The sequence below is a fragment of the Mesorhizobium sp. LSHC420B00 genome, assembly GCF_000503055.1.
Taxonomy (GTDB): domain Bacteria; phylum Pseudomonadota; class Alphaproteobacteria; order Rhizobiales; family Rhizobiaceae; genus Mesorhizobium.
In genome coordinates this window covers 93,618-107,256 of record NZ_AYVY01000009.1, presented here as the reverse complement: position 1 = coordinate 107,256, position 13,639 = coordinate 93,618, and the positions used below count along the sequence as shown (strand labels likewise).

The following is a 13,639-nucleotide window of genomic DNA, read 5'->3' as shown; positions in this document are numbered from 1 at the left end:
ATCACGCTGCGTCGCGGACCTTTTCGATGCGCGAGCGGATCGCCTCGATCATCGTCTCGCGGATCACCGTCTCGCCATGCGTCTCGCGCAGATGCTCGACGGCACGACGCATGACCTCTGCCTCCTCCTCGGCGCGTGTGTGCCACTCGCAGCCGGGTACGAGCGACCCGCAATGGAATTCCTTCATCGGCTTCTCCTCATTTCCTCCTTGGAGCGCCGCGCAGCGCACTGACGCGGAAGCTCCAGACCTTTGATCTCGCGCATGATCTCGAAACCGGGTTCCGGCATTCGGGTTATACGCTGGCCAGCTAAGCATAACACGATCGAACGGTTTTGGTTGCCTTAGAGCGCCGCGCGTCCAAGCCGACAAGCGGCGTTCTAGTGTACGGGTTTGCGAAAAGGCGGAGCATCGCTGCTCCGCCCTCTACGCTACCTCCGAGGCAAGACGTTGTCTTGCTCCAGCGGGCAGGCCATCACTTCACGATCTTGACTGCCTCGGCAATTTTGTCCTTGCCGCTCATATCCCACGTGACGCGGACCTTTTCGCCGACCTTCAGGCCAGGATCCTTGAAGGTCTGGGGCAACGTAAAGGTGGCTCCGTTATCCAGAACTAGGCTCATCGCCGTTCCATCAAAGCTTTTGATCGTGCCGGTGGTGTGCTTGACCGCGGCGAATGCGGCGGTACCAGAGGCGAGAACGGCAGCAGCGGCTGCGGTCATAATAAGCTTGCGCATGGCATGCTCTCCTGGAAAATGCGGGCACCTGCTTGGGAGAGGTACCCCACTTAATCATGGGCCGTCCGGTCACGTCGGGTCGCAGCTCTCGGGGGGTAAGAACCGCCGGCGTTTCCCGGCCCGACGCGACAAATAGCCCAATATTTTCAATAGTATATTAGACGAAAAAGATATTTTCTGGCGCGCCTTGCGCCACATTCGCCGTCAAATTCTCGGGATTTGGACCCGATTGCGGCTCACGTCGCGCTCACCGAGATTTTACGGCCATTTCACCTCTGGCGGCAGGCTGGACAGGATCGAGGCGACATTGCCGCCGGTCTTCAGCCCGAAGATGGTGCCGCGATCGTGAAGCAAGTTGAATTCGACATAGCGGCCGCGGCGGATGAGCTGCTCGTCACGGTCGCCATCGGTCCAGTTGTCGTTGAAGTTGGCGCGCACCAGATGCCCGTAGACGACGAGAAAGGATCGCCCGACATCCTGGACGAAGTTGAAATCGGCGTCCCAGCCGCCTTTGTCCTCGCCCGAATGCAGCCAGTCGAAGAAGATACCGCCGGTGCCGCGTGGCTCGTCGCGGTGCGGCAGGTAAAAGTACTCGTCGCACCAGGCCTTGAATTTCGCGAAGTCGGCGATCGCCGCGTTCTTCTCGCAGGCAAATTGCATCGCCCTGTGGAAGGCGATCGTGTCGGGGTCGTCCTGGCTGCGGCGGCGATCGAGCACCGGTGTCAGGTCGGCGCCGCCGCCGAACCACAGGCGCGATGTGACGACCATGCGCGTGTTCATATGCACGGCCGGCACGTTGGGGTTCCACGGATGGGCGATCAGCGAAATGCCGCTCGCCCAGAAGGACGGGTCGTCGTCGGCGCCCGGCATCTGCTTCCTGAACTCGGGCGAGAATTCGCCATGAACGGTCGAGGTGTGGACGCCGACCTTTTCGAAGACGCGGCCATGCATCATCGACATGATACCGCCGCCACCGTTGCCGGCATCGCGTTGCCACGGCGTCTTTTCGAAGCGGCCGGGCGACCAGCTGGCCTGCGGCCCCTGCAGGTCCTGCTCGATCTGCTCGAAGCTGGCGCAGATGCGCTCGCGCAACGTCTCGAACCACAGCCGTGCCTTCGTCTTCTTCTGTTCGATGTCGGCTGGCAGCCCCGCCGGTATCTCGGGTCGTTGCAAATGCTGTCTCCGGTTGCGGGCGCGCCCGACAAATGACTCGTCTTTTCCGGCCGCGATCCCTAATCTCTTGGATGCAAGGGTCAAGTGTGAATGGAGTTCTTTCGTGCGCACCCCGGCAAGACCGCCGCTGGATGGCCTGAAGAAAAGGCTCGACCGTTCGCGCGCCGAGAACGGGCGCATGCCGCGCGACGGCTTCCTGCGCGAGACCTTCGTGCTGCCGCGCTCCGACGCGCGCCTCAAGGCGAAAGAGTGGTTCGAGCGTTTTCCCAAGCAGGCCTATTGGACAGAGATCGAAAGCTGGTTCGAGCGGCCGGGCGACGTCATCGAATTCACCATCAGGCGGCTGCCGGCGGCGGATTAACGCTCGATCAACAGCCGTCTCGCTCCCGGCCCCCGGGTGCTCAGCCGATCGCCCTTGTTCCGCAGCGGGCATTTGTCAATCGACATGCAGCCGCAGCCGATGCAGTCCGTCAGCCCGTCGCGCAGCTTCTTGAGCTGGGCAATCTTCTGGTCGAGTTCGTCGCGCCAAGCCGTCGACAGCAGATTCCAGTCCTCGCGCGTCGGCGTTCGGCCTTCAGGCAGTGATCGAAGTGCTGTGCCGATCTCGGCCAACGAAATGCCGACCTCCTGCGCCACCTTTATGATCGCCACACGCCTCAGCACGTCGCGGCCGTAGCGCCGCTGATTACCGGCGGTACGGTGGCTGCGGATCAGCCCGCGCGCTTCGTAGAAATGCAGCGCCGACACCGCGACGCCGCTGCGCATCGCCACCTGGCCGACTGTCAATTCCGTTGCCGCAGCCATCTCCGATTTTCCGCTTGACCTCAAGTTAAGTTGAGCTTGTAACGAAGAAATTCTGGATAGGCAAACCGCAGGAGAAGGCGATGTGCGCCTGGGTTAGAATGACAAGAGAGGGCGCAGTCGTCGACCAGAAAGCGGCCGTACTCGCCGCGCGCGCTGACGGTCTGCAAATCCTATCCAAGCTGCCGCATCGCCTCGCCAGCCACCATGGCGACGGAAAGCGCGACGTTGATGCTGCGCGCGGTGCCCTGCATCGGGATGGTCAGTCGCGCATCCGCCGCCTCGTGGACATGATCCGGAACGCCTGCGGATTCGCGGCCGAACAGAAGAACGTCGGCGCCGGTGAAGACGAAATCCGTATAGGCGCTCGCGGCTTTGGTCGACAGCAGCACCAGCCGCCGCGCTTCGCCTTTACGCCAGTCCTCGAAGGCGTGCCAGTCGACATGCCGGGTCAGCGCCGCCATTTCGAGATAGTCCATGCCGGCCCGTTTCAGCGCCCGGTCGGAGAGCGGGAAGCCGGTCGGTTCGATGATGTCGACCCCAAGGCCGAGGCAAGCGGCGAAGCGCAGGATAGTCCCGGTATTGCCGGCGATATCCGGCTGGTAGAGCGCAATGCGGAGACGGTCGTTCATTTCCGCGTCTTTCTAATAAGTGGCAGATCAGCCACAGAGCTCTCGCGGTTTTGGAAATTCCTGGACTGGCGGGTGGTCATTTTCTGCGAAGTCGGTTATACGGCCAGCATTGTCAACCCGAACCGATGAAGGGGTAATTCATGATGGCCATGCACATCCACCACCCCTCTCGTGGGCTTACCAGCCCGACGGCGGTTTCGGTACGACGATTCTCCTGAACTTCTAGACTTCAATCGCACCGATTCCCGCCGAAACCTTTTTCGGCCTTCGAAGGAATCCGGCGATGTTTTTTAAGCTGTCGAAGGGGCTGAACGCCCCACCTGAACGTGCTTCGACCGATATCACCCTTGCCGCGCGGCGCGTGCCCACGGTCCGGGTTGGTTCACCCTTCTATCTGCATCTTCAACTGGAGGACGGACCGATGTTCGATCCCTGTAGAATACCCGGCTCAAGAAGCCTGCACGACCGCAAAACCGCGACTTGGGCGCTTTTAATCGGCGAGACCTACTCGTCGGCGGTTCACGCCGAGACCCGCCAGCGTCCGCATCGCGGCATGCTGCCGGACGTCGATTTCTCGCATGCCGTTCCGGACTATAGCCGGCCGTCGCTGGTGCGCCGGATCATCAGGCTCATCCGGCCTGGTGCAAAAACCGGCGCGAAAATCCGGATCGTCAAAACGTCGTCAGCATCGTCAAACGAAACTGTCGGCGAAAGGCCCGCGACAACCTATATAGCGCGAAGCAGGACCGGCGAGGCGGACGATTCCGTATCGCCGGTCCTTGACGCCATGCGGTCTGGGCACGTCGTCCGTTCCCGTGCCGCGTGAGCGGAAAAAATATTGTGAGCATCACTATGTTTAGCTGGTTTGAAAAAAGGCTCGATCCGTTTCCGGCTGCGGAACCGGTCGAGCCGCCGAGGACGCTGATCGCCTTCTGCGTGCATTATACGCGCGGCGCGTGGCCCTACATCGCTCTCGATGCGGTGCTGGTGACGGCCATCGCGCTGGCTGAGGTGTGGATGTTCGGCTTCATGGGCCGGATCGTCGACTGGCTGTCGGCGCAGAATCGCGAGACGTTCCTGCAGACCGAAGGCTTGAAGCTGGCCGGCATGGCCTTCATCGTGGTTTTCGCGCTGCCGGCGACGGTCTGGTTCCATTCGCTCCTCAACCAGCAGACGCTGATGGGCAACTATCCGATGCGTATCCGCTGGCAGGTGCATCGCTATCTGCTCAAGCAGTCGATGAGCTTCTATCAGGACGAGTTCGCCGGACGCATCGCGACCAAGCTGATGCAGACTGCGCTCGCGGTGCGCGAATGCGTCATCAAGCTCATCGACGTGCTCAATTATATCGTCGTCTATTTTCTCGGCATGCTGTTCATCGTCGGCTCGGCAGACTGGCGGCTGGCGGCGCCGCTTGCCGTCTGGCTTGCCGGCTATGTCCTGCTCTTGCGCTATTTTATCCCGCGGCTGGGCAAGGTCGGTGAGGAGCAGGCCAATGCGCGCTCGACCATGACCGGCCGTGTCGTCGACAGCTACTCCAACATCCAGACGGTCAAGCTGTTCTCGCATGCGCGGCGCGAAGCGTCCTTCGCCCGGGAAGGCATGGCCGGCTTTCTCGATACCGTCTATCGGTCGATGCGGCTGGTGACGCAGCTCTACGGCCTGCTCTACATCCTGAATTCGCTGCTGTTGTTTTCGGTCACGGCGATCTCGCTGTGGCTGTGGCTCGGCCAGGCCGTGACGATCGGCGCCGTCGCCCTAGTCATCGGCCTCGTGCTTCGGCTGTGGGGCATGTCGCAATGGATCATGTGGGAGATGTCCACGCTGTTCGAGAATATCGGCACGGTGCAAGACGGCATCAGCTCGATCTCGCTGCCCCGCCTCGTCGAAGACAGGCCTGGGGCCAAGGATATTGCCGTGACCAAGGGCGAGATCCGTTTTGAGGACATCCGCTTCCACTACGGCAAGCAGAAGGGCGTGATCGAAAGCCTGTCGCTGACGGTGAAGCCGGGCGAGAAGGTCGGCATCGTCGGCCGTTCGGGTGCCGGCAAGTCGACGCTGGTCAATCTTCTGTTGCGCTTCTACGACCTTGAAAGCGGCAAGATCGTGATCGACGGCCAGGACATCGCGGCGGTGACGCAGGACTCGCTGCGCGCCCAGATCGGCATGGTCACGCAGGACACCTCGCTGCTGCATCGTTCGGTGCGCGAGAACATCCTCTATGGCCGGCCGGACGCCAGTGACGAGATGCTGGTCGAGGCGGCACGCCGCGCCGAAGCGCTTGATTTCATATCAGGGCTTTCGGACGCCGGTGGCCGCAAGAATTTCGACGCGCATGTCGGCGATCGCGGCGTCAAATTGTCCGGCGGCCAGCGGCAACGCATTGCCATTGCCCGCGTTATGCTGAAGGACGCGCCGATCCTCATTCTCGACGAGGCGACGTCCGCGCTCGATTCCGAGGCCGAGGCGGCCATCCAGGAGAACCTCTACAAACTGATGCAAGGCAAGACCGTCATCGCCATCGCGCACCGGCTGTCGACGATCGCCGCCATGGACCGGCTCGTCGTGATGGACAAGGGCCGCGTCATCGAAGAAGGTTCGCATGAGGAACTCGTTGCCAGCGGCGGGCTCTACGCCCAGCTCTGGCAGCGCCAGTCGGGCGGCTTCCTGCTCGACGACGGCCCCTCTGCCAACGATGCAGCCGCCAACGATGCACTCGCCAAGGGTGAAGCCGCCGAATGATGACTGCCATCTACCGCTGGTTCGAGAACTGGGTCTATCCGTTCCGGGAGCCCGCGGACCTTCGGCCACCTGCCGGCGTCAGGGGTTTCCTCTGGCACTATGTCGGGCAGGCGAAGATCGCTTTCTTCGCCATGCTGGTGATCGGCGGCATCGCGCCGTTGGTCGAGGCCGGACTGTTCTACTTCGTCGGGCGGCTGGTCGACATCCTCGACCAGCTTCCTGGCGAACGTAGCTGGCATGCCTTGTGGACTGCCGCCGGCCCCGAACTTGTCTTCATGATCGCCGTGGTGCTGGTCATCCGCACCATCGTCGTCGGCCTGTCGGCGCTGGTCGACGAGCAGACGATCACGCCGGGTTTCTATAATCTGGTGCGCTGGCAGGCGCATCGCCATGTGTCGCGCCAGTCCTACGCCTTCTTCCAGAACGATTTTGCCGGACGTATCGCGACCAAGGTCTGGCAGGCGGGGCAGGCGACCGGCGATCTGATGGAAAGCTTCATCGAGGTCGTCTGGTTCATGGCCGTCTATACGGTGACGACGCTGGCGCTGGTCGCCGGGCTCGATCTCAGGCTGGCGGTGCTGGTGGTGATCTGGATCTCAGCCTTCGGCCTGCTGGCCAGACGCTATTTGCCGGCGATCCGCAAGCATGCCGAGGCCACCGCCGAAGCCGGCTCGATGATCACCGGCCGCATCGTCGATTCCTATTCGAACGTGCAGACGCTGAAGCTGTTCTCGGCCGATGGCGACGACCGCTATATCAGGAACGGCTTCGACATCTATCTCGACGCGCTGCGCCCGTTCACCCGCCGGCTGACCGGCGTGCGCATGGCGCTGACCATGCTGTCGGGGATCATGATCACGGCGATCGCCTGCTTTGCCGTCTATCTCTGGGTCGAAGGCTCGATCACCGTCGGCGCCGTCGCCTTCACGCTGTCCTTGGTGCTGCGGCTGAACATGCTGCTCGGCCGGCTGATGATGCAGCTCAACAGTATTTTGCGGAACCTCGGCGTGCTGGAAAACTCGAAGGCGCTGATCTCGAAGCCGCTCGGCCTGACCGATGCGCCCGACGCGAAAGAGCTTCTCGTTGGCGGTGGGCGCATCGACGTCAGAAACGTCGAGTTCCATTACGGCAAGGGGTCCGGCGTGCTCAACGGCATCGACCTCGTGGTGCGGCCGGGTGAAAAGGTCGGACTGGTCGGGCCGTCCGGCGCAGGCAAGACGACGCTGGTCAACCTGATCCTGCGCCTCTACGACCTCGAGAGCGGCAAGATCACCATTGACGGGCAGGACGTCTCCAGGGTCACGCAGAATTCGCTGCGCGCTAATATCGGCGTCGTCAGCCAGGATACGGCACTTTTCCACCGTTCCTTGCGCGACAACATCAAGCTCGGCATGTCGGAAGCAACCGACGCCGAGGTGATCGCGGCAGCGGAGAAGGCCGAGGCGCAGGAGTTCATCCTCGGCCTGCGCGACAGTCGCGATCGTACTGGCTATGAAGCCTTTGTCGGCGAGCGCGGCGTCAAGCTCTCGGGCGGCCAGCGCCAGCGCGTGGCGATCGCCCGCGTCTTCCTCAAGGACGCACCGATCCTGGTGCTCGATGAGGCGACCTCGGCGCTCGATTCCGACATCGAGGCGGCAATCCAGGAGAATCTGGCAAGGCTGATGGAAGGCAAGACAGTCATCGCCATCGCGCACCGGCTGTCGACCATCGCGGCACTCGACCGGCTGGTGGTGCTCGACGAGGGCCGCATCGTCGAACAAGGCACGCATGACGAACTGGTTGCGCTCGACGGGCTCTATGCACGGCTGTGGAAACGGCAGTCCGGCGGCTTCCTGTTCAACGAAGAGAGCGCGTTGGCCGAGACCCGGCCGGCGGAGTAGTTTTCCATAAACCGGAGTGAGCCATGGCGGTGAGAATGCCATCGAATTTCGGACGGTCCGGCGCGCAGGAGAGCGCGTTGGATCTGCTTGNAGTGAGCCATGGCGGTGAGAATGCCATCGAATTTCGGACGGTCCGGCGCGCAGGAGAGCGCGTTGGATCTGCTTGGCCACGAAATCCTCGGCGAAAAGGCGGCAGCGCTCGGCCGCGCCGGCCGGCGCGTCGAGGAAACACTGACGAGGCTGCGCGAGAATGGCGACAGCGACGATCGAGCCCAGCTGCTCAAGGACGCAGCCGAAGCGGTGCACGGCTATTTCATCCAGCGCGAACTCTGCGGCCTGCGCAAGCACGACGCGGTGATCCGGGAATACAATATTCCCAAGGCCGTGCTGGCCAGGCTCGGCGCCAGCGTATGATCCGAACCGGAATCGGTTTGGGAGGCGTTATTCCAGCCACTCGGTGATGAAGCTGCCGTTCTCGTGTATGTCGGTGGTTTCCAGCGGGCCTGGCCCGAGATTGGTGAATTTGTGTGGCGTGTCCGGCGGTACGATCAGGATCTGGCCGGATGTGGCCTCGATCTGCCGGTCGCCGACGGTGAACAGGCCGGTCCCGGTCCGGATAATAAAAATCTCGCAATAGGGATGGCTGTGCAGCCTGGGGCCGCCGCCGATCTCAGGCAGGTAGTTGAAGATCAGGCAGCTGTTGGAGCCGTAGGCGCCGCACTGCAACTCGCCCTGCCAGTGGTCGGGCGCTTCGGCCCATTTGTCGCGGTCTATAACATGCGCCATAGGGCGAGGATAAACCGCGCCAGCGCCCGCTGTCGAGGCGAACGCAGTCGTTTGGTTTTCCTGCGATTTTCCAATCATTCCATCGGGCAAATTACGTCCCCGCGACAATCTGCCCTTGTGCCTTCACCCGTCTGGACAAAAACAGGCTTCACGCATAAACCCAAGTCCCAAATGCCGGAGGAATTCGCTAGCCTGTTCGCCATGCGCTGTCGGGCCGGCGCGATTGAGCGGGAACAAGGCTCGGCCGCCGGCATGGAAGAGGCGAAAGGATCAGGCACCCGTGAGCGCAACCGACACCCAGGATCCCAACCGTCGTGATTTTCTCTACGTCGCCACCGGCATGGCCGCGGTGGTCGGCGCGGGCGCCGTCGCTTGGCCGTTCATCGATCAGATGCGTCCGGATGCCTCGACGCTGGCCCTTGCCTCGGTTGAGGTCGACGTCTCTTCGCTGACGCCAGGAATGTCGCTCGTTGTGAAGTGGCGGGGCAAGCCGGTGGTCGTGCGCAACCGCACTGAGCAAGAGATGAAGGACGGCGAGGCGGTCAATCTCGCCGAGCTCAAGGATCCAATTGCCCGCAATGCCAATTTGCCGGCCGACGCGCCGGCGACCGACGCCAACCGCACCACGCCGGGCAAGGAAGCGTGGATGGTGATGGTCCAGGTCTGCACCCATCTCGGCTGCATCCCGCTCGGCCAGGAAGGCGATTTCGGCGGCTGGTTCTGCCCGTGCCACGGTTCCGTATACGACACCGCCGGCCGCATCCGGAAGGGGCCGGCACCCGAGAACATGGCGGTACCGGTGTTCCAGTTTATTTCCGACACCAAGATCCGTATCGGCTGAGGCAAGGGATATTTCGATGAGCGAGGGACACTCGACCTATACGCCCAAGACCGGCATCGGACGCTGGTTCGATTCGCGCATGCCCCTGCCGCGGCTGGTCTATGACAGCTTCATCGCCTATCCGGTGCCGCGCAATTTGAATTATGCCTGGACCTTCGGCGGCATCCTCGCGCTCATGCTGGCGGCGCAGATCCTGACGGGTATCGTGCTGGCCATGCACTACGCGGCCGACAGCACTCTCGCCTTCGATTCGGTCGAGAAGATCATGCGCGACGTGAATTCGGGCTGGCTGCTGCGCTACCTGCATTCGAACGGCGCGTCGTTCTTCTTCGTCGCCGTCTACATCCATATCTTCCGTGGCCTCTACTACGGCTCCTACAAGGCGCCGCGCGAGCTGCTGTGGATCCTCGGCTGCATCATCTACCTGCTGATGATGGCGACCGGGTTCATGGGCTATGTGCTGCCTTGGGGCCAGATGAGCTTCTGGGGCGCCACCGTCATCACCGGCTTCTTCACCGCCATACCGCTGGTTGGCGACTGGATCCAGCAGCTTCTCCTCGGCGGCTTCGCGGTCGACAATCCGACGTTGAACCGCTTCTTTGCGCTGCATTACCTGCTGCCGTTCATGATCGCCGGCGTCGTCGTGCTGCACATCTGGGCGCTTCACGTCGTCGGCCAGAACAATCCGACCGGCATCGAAGTCAAATCGAAGACCGACACGCTCGCCTTCACGCCTTACGCGACCATCAAGGACGGGTTCGGCATGATCGTGTTCCTGTTCGTCTTCGCCTATTTCGTGTTCTACCTGCCGAACTATCTCGGCCATCCGGACAATTACACCGTGGCCAACCCGCTGAAGACGCCGGCCCACATCGTGCCGGAATGGTACTTCCTGCCGTTCTACGCGATCCTGCGCGCCATCACCTTCAATATCGGGCCCATCAACTCCAAACTCGGCGGCGTGCTCTGCATGTTCGGCGCGATTGTAATGCTGTTCCTGGTGCCGTGGCTCGACACCTCGAAGGTGCGCTCGGCTGTCTACCGGCCCTGGTACAAGCTGTTCTTCTGGCTGTTCATGGCCGACGCCATCCTGCTCGGCTGGCTTGGCTCGCAGCCGGCCGAGGGCAGCTATGTGTTCATGGCGCAGATGGCGACGCTGTTCTACTTCGCCTTCTTCCTGGTAGCGCTGCCGGTGCTTGGGCTGATCGAGACGCCGCGGCGGCTGCCGAATTCGATCACCGAGGCGGTGCTCGAGAAGAACAAGGGTCGCGGTGGACATCCTGCCGGCGCCACGGCCGCGCCGGAAACCAAAGGCTGAGCATGATCCCGAAAAGTGGAAACCGGTTTTCGGACAAGATCATGCTCGGGACGATGACCGCGCGTCAGAGAATCTCAAGGGGATATGGCATGAAGAAGATTCTCGCCTCGTTGGCGCTGCTTGGCCTTGTGGCCGCGGGCATTGGGGCCACAGGCACTGGAGCGAGCGCCCAGGAAGAGGCGCACAATGAGGCGGCGCCGACGCATTTCCCGATTGACGAACCGAAGGAAATGGACTGGAGCTTCGCCGGGCCATTCGGCACCTACGACAAGGCCCAGCTGCAGCGCGGGCTCAAGGTCTACAAGGAAGTCTGCTCGGCCTGCCATTCGATGAATTTGGTGGCGTTCCGTACGCTGGAAGGCCTTGGCTATTCGGATGCGCAGATCAAGACGCTGGCGGCCGAATATACGATCCATGACGGCCCGAACGATGCCGGCGATATGTTCGATCGTCCCGGCAAGCCGTCCGACCATTTTCCGCCGCCGTTCCCCAACGAGGAAGCGGCGGCGGCGGCCAATGGCGGTGCAGCACCGCCCGACATGTCGCTGCTGGCCAAGGCGCGCGGCGTCGAGCGCGGCTTCCCGCGCTTCGTGTTCGACATCTTTACGCAATATGCCCAGGGCGGCCCCGACTACATCCACTCGCTGCTGACCGGCTACGACCAACAGCCGCCGGCGGGCATGGTCATACCAGAAGGCACGCACTACAATCCGTACTTCCTGTCCGGCGTGTCGCTGAAGATGCCGAAGCCGCTCTCCGACGGCCAGGTTACCTATGATGACGGGGCGCCGCAGACGGTCGACCAGTATTCTCGCGACGTGTCGGCCTTCCTGATGTGGGCGGCAGAACCGCACCTCGAGGACCGCAAGAAGACCGGCTTTCGCGTACTGGTCTTCCTGCTGCTGTTCGGCGCACTGGTCTACCTGACCAAGCGCAAGGTGTGGGCCGGCGTGGCGCACTGAGCCCTGCGATATAAGGGAATGCGAGGGCGTCGAAAGGCGCCCTTTTCATTGCAGGCATGTCGATTCATCGCAGCCGGCGCTGAACAAGGCCCTTTGCCGGACAATTTTCCGTCAGGCGTCACATGGCGGTAGCCGGACTTGGCTGCACCGGGTTACGATTGGCCAATTCCTTTCACGTCTTTAGCCGAATCTGAATGGCCCGGAGAGCCGCTTGATGAAGTCCTCGCTCGAAGAGACGCTGCTTGCCGCGATCCGCACCATTCCGGATTATCCCAAGCCGGGCATCCTGTTTCGCGACATCACCACGCTGCTCGGCAATGCGCGGGCCTTCCGCCGCGCGATCGACGAACTGGTGCATCCCTATGCCGGCCTGAAGATCGACAAGATCGCCGGCATCGAGGCGCGCGGCTTCATCCTCGGCGGCGCCATCGCCCACCAGCTCTCAGCCGGCTTCGTGCCGATCCGCAAGAAGGGCAAGTTGCCTTACGAGACGGTGCGCGTCGCCTACAGCCTGGAATACGGGCTGGACGAGATGGAGATGCACAAGGACGGTGTTTCTCCGGGCGAGAAGGTAATCCTCGTCGACGATTTGATCGCCACCGGCGGCACGGCGGAGGCGGCCGTCAAGCTATTGCGGCAGATCGGCGCCGACATTCTCGCCGCCTGCTTCGTCATCGACCTGCCGGACCTTGGCGGCCGCGAGAGGTTAGAGGGGCTCGGCGTGCCGGTGAGGACGCTGATCGGGTTTGAGGGGCATTGAGCGTTTCTTCCTTCTCCCCCGTGGCAGAAGGGAAGAATTCCGCTCACCCCACCTTCACCAGCACGGCACTTTCGAATTCGATCACCTTGTCGCCCGTCGAATCGAAGGCCTCTGAGCGGAGCGTCAGCAGCCGCCAGCCCGGTCGCGAGGCAATGGGGCGGTGGGCCAGCGCCGTGCGGGTGAAAGTCACGGTTTCCCCGGCATAGACAGGTTTGGGCCATTTGAGGTTCTTGAAGCCGGGCGAGGGGCCGAATTCCGGCACCGGCCCGGGGCCGGGCCAGCGGGCGACCTCTGCCTCTATGCCAGCCTGGAGGTTCAATTTCATCCAGGTGGCGGCGGTGTGCCAGCCCGAGGCGCAGAGCCCGCCGAATATGCTGTTCCTCGCCGCCTCTTCATCGATGTGGAAAACTTGCGGATCGTATTTGCGGGCGAACGCCTTGATCGCCTCCGGTTCGAATCGATGCGAACCGAGCGTGACGGTGATACCGATGCAGAAGAATTCGTCGAGGCTCACGCACTGCCCTCGCGGGTGAGGAACATGACGGCGTTTTCGAGCTCGAAAACACCTTCGCCGCGCTGGTTGAACAACTCGCTGCGCATGGTCACCAGGCCAAGCCGGGGCTTCGATCTAGACAGGCGCTTGGCAAGGACGGTGGTGCTGCCGCTCAACAGGTCGCCGGCCAGGACCGGCCGTTTCCATTTGACCTGGTCGACGCCTGGCGCGCCCTGGGAGGTCGAGTCGAGCAGGAAGGCATCGCACAGCATGCGCATGAACATGGCGCAGGTGTGCCAACCCGAAGCCGCCAGCCCGCCGAGGATGCTGGCCTTACCCGCAGCCTCGTCGAGATGCATCGCCTGGGCATCGAACTCGCCGGCGAATTCTATGATTTCGGCGGCGCTTACCAGCTTGGTGCCGAGGTCGAGCGAAGCGCCCTCGACAAAATCCTCATAAGCCCAGGTCTTTGCGGTCATGGTCTGGAAATCCTGTTCAGGATTGTACGATCGCTGCG

General features: G+C 62.4%; 17 protein-coding genes. 9 read left to right on the top strand and 8 right to left on the bottom strand.

What is annotated here, in order from left to right; all coding sequences use genetic code 11:
• Position 1: 1 nt before the first annotated feature.
• The 3 genes from X760_RS54645 to hemF all read right to left on the bottom strand — a co-directional run bounded on the left by X760_RS54645 (position 2) and on the right by hemF (position 1,907).
• Positions 2-187, bottom strand: coding sequence for a DUF1059 domain-containing protein (locus tag X760_RS54645; protein ID WP_023679490.1), 186 nt, complete (start codon positions 185-187; stop codon positions 2-4).
• Positions 188-473: 286 nt separating this feature from the next.
• Complete coding sequence (locus tag X760_RS54640) at positions 474-734, bottom strand: DUF1344 domain-containing protein (protein WP_023679489.1); 261 nt, start codon at positions 732-734, stop codon at positions 474-476.
• Positions 735-992: 258 nt separating this feature from the next.
• Positions 993-1,907, bottom strand: a complete 915-nt coding sequence (hemF, locus tag X760_RS54635; protein WP_023719215.1) for an oxygen-dependent coproporphyrinogen oxidase — start codon at positions 1,905-1,907, stop codon at positions 993-995.
• Positions 1,908-2,010: 103 nt separating this feature from the next.
• Between hemF and X760_RS54630 the strand changes: the two genes are divergently transcribed.
• Entirely contained in the window at positions 2,011-2,268 is a 258-nt protein-coding gene (locus X760_RS54630; RefSeq protein ID WP_023719214.1) for a hypothetical protein, read from the top strand.
• On the opposite strand, the gene soxR is transcribed toward X760_RS54630, so the two are convergent.
• Together soxR and X760_RS54620 are read right to left on the bottom strand one after the other, a co-directional pair.
• Positions 2,265-2,711, bottom strand: a complete 447-nt coding sequence (gene soxR, locus X760_RS54625) for a redox-sensitive transcriptional activator SoxR (RefSeq protein ID WP_023719213.1) — start codon at positions 2,709-2,711, stop codon at positions 2,265-2,267. The genes X760_RS54630 and soxR overlap by 4 nt on opposite strands.
• Positions 2,712-2,881: 170 nt before the next feature.
• Positions 2,882-3,340: a tRNA (cytidine(34)-2'-O)-methyltransferase gene (locus X760_RS54620; protein WP_023719212.1), complete on the bottom strand. Its 459-nt coding sequence runs from the start codon at positions 3,338-3,340 to the stop codon at positions 2,882-2,884.
• Between the two features lie 283 nt (positions 3,341-3,623).
• Between X760_RS54620 and X760_RS0137990 the strand changes: the two genes are divergently transcribed.
• The 4 genes from X760_RS0137990 to X760_RS54605 all read left to right on the top strand — a co-directional run bounded on the left by X760_RS0137990 (position 3,624) and on the right by X760_RS54605 (position 8,376).
• Complete coding sequence (locus tag X760_RS0137990) at positions 3,624-4,166, top strand: hypothetical protein (protein ID WP_031194085.1); 543 nt, start codon at positions 3,624-3,626, stop codon at positions 4,164-4,166.
• A 26-nt stretch (positions 4,167-4,192) separates the two neighbouring features.
• Positions 4,193-6,082: an ABC transporter ATP-binding protein gene (locus tag X760_RS54615; RefSeq protein ID WP_023719210.1), complete on the top strand. Its 1,890-nt coding sequence runs from the start codon at positions 4,193-4,195 to the stop codon at positions 6,080-6,082.
• Positions 6,079-7,962 (top strand): ABC transporter ATP-binding protein, encoded by a 1,884-nt coding sequence (locus X760_RS54610; RefSeq protein WP_023719209.1) that lies wholly within the window; start codon positions 6,079-6,081, stop codon positions 7,960-7,962. The genes X760_RS54615 and X760_RS54610 overlap by 4 nt, the downstream gene beginning before the upstream one ends.
• A gap of 99 nt (positions 7,963-8,061) precedes the next feature.
• Positions 8,062-8,376: a DUF6665 family protein gene (locus X760_RS54605; RefSeq protein ID WP_023719208.1), complete on the top strand. Its 315-nt coding sequence runs from the start codon at positions 8,062-8,064 to the stop codon at positions 8,374-8,376.
• Positions 8,377-8,403: 27 nt separating this feature from the next.
• On the opposite strand, the gene X760_RS54600 is transcribed toward X760_RS54605, so the two are convergent.
• Positions 8,404-8,748 (bottom strand): cupin domain-containing protein, encoded by a 345-nt coding sequence (locus tag X760_RS54600; protein WP_023719207.1) that lies wholly within the window; start codon positions 8,746-8,748, stop codon positions 8,404-8,406.
• Between the two features lie 280 nt (positions 8,749-9,028).
• Between X760_RS54600 and petA the strand changes: the two genes are divergently transcribed.
• From petA to X760_RS54580, 4 genes are all read left to right on the top strand, one after another.
• Positions 9,029-9,589, top strand: a complete 561-nt coding sequence (gene petA, locus X760_RS54595) for a ubiquinol-cytochrome c reductase iron-sulfur subunit (protein WP_023719206.1) — start codon at positions 9,029-9,031, stop codon at positions 9,587-9,589.
• Between the two features lie 16 nt (positions 9,590-9,605).
• Entirely contained in the window at positions 9,606-10,907 is a 1,302-nt protein-coding gene (locus X760_RS54590; RefSeq protein WP_023719205.1) for a cytochrome b N-terminal domain-containing protein, read from the top strand.
• A gap of 89 nt (positions 10,908-10,996) precedes the next feature.
• On the top strand, positions 10,997-11,869 hold the full coding sequence (locus tag X760_RS54585; protein WP_023719204.1) for a cytochrome c1: 873 nt from the start codon (positions 10,997-10,999) through the stop codon (positions 11,867-11,869).
• 214 nt (positions 11,870-12,083) lie between these two features.
• Complete coding sequence (locus X760_RS54580; protein ID WP_023719203.1) at positions 12,084-12,629, top strand: adenine phosphoribosyltransferase; 546 nt, start codon at positions 12,084-12,086, stop codon at positions 12,627-12,629.
• A 43-nt stretch (positions 12,630-12,672) separates the two neighbouring features.
• On the opposite strand, the gene X760_RS54575 is transcribed toward X760_RS54580, so the two are convergent.
• Both X760_RS54575 and X760_RS54570 read right to left on the bottom strand, forming a co-directional pair.
• Complete coding sequence (locus X760_RS54575; RefSeq protein WP_023719202.1) at positions 12,673-13,143, bottom strand: MaoC family dehydratase; 471 nt, start codon at positions 13,141-13,143, stop codon at positions 12,673-12,675.
• Entirely contained in the window at positions 13,140-13,601 is a 462-nt protein-coding gene (locus X760_RS54570; protein ID WP_023719201.1) for a MaoC family dehydratase, read from the bottom strand. The genes X760_RS54575 and X760_RS54570 overlap by 4 nt, the downstream gene beginning before the upstream one ends.
• Positions 13,602-13,639 lie beyond the last annotated feature (38 nt).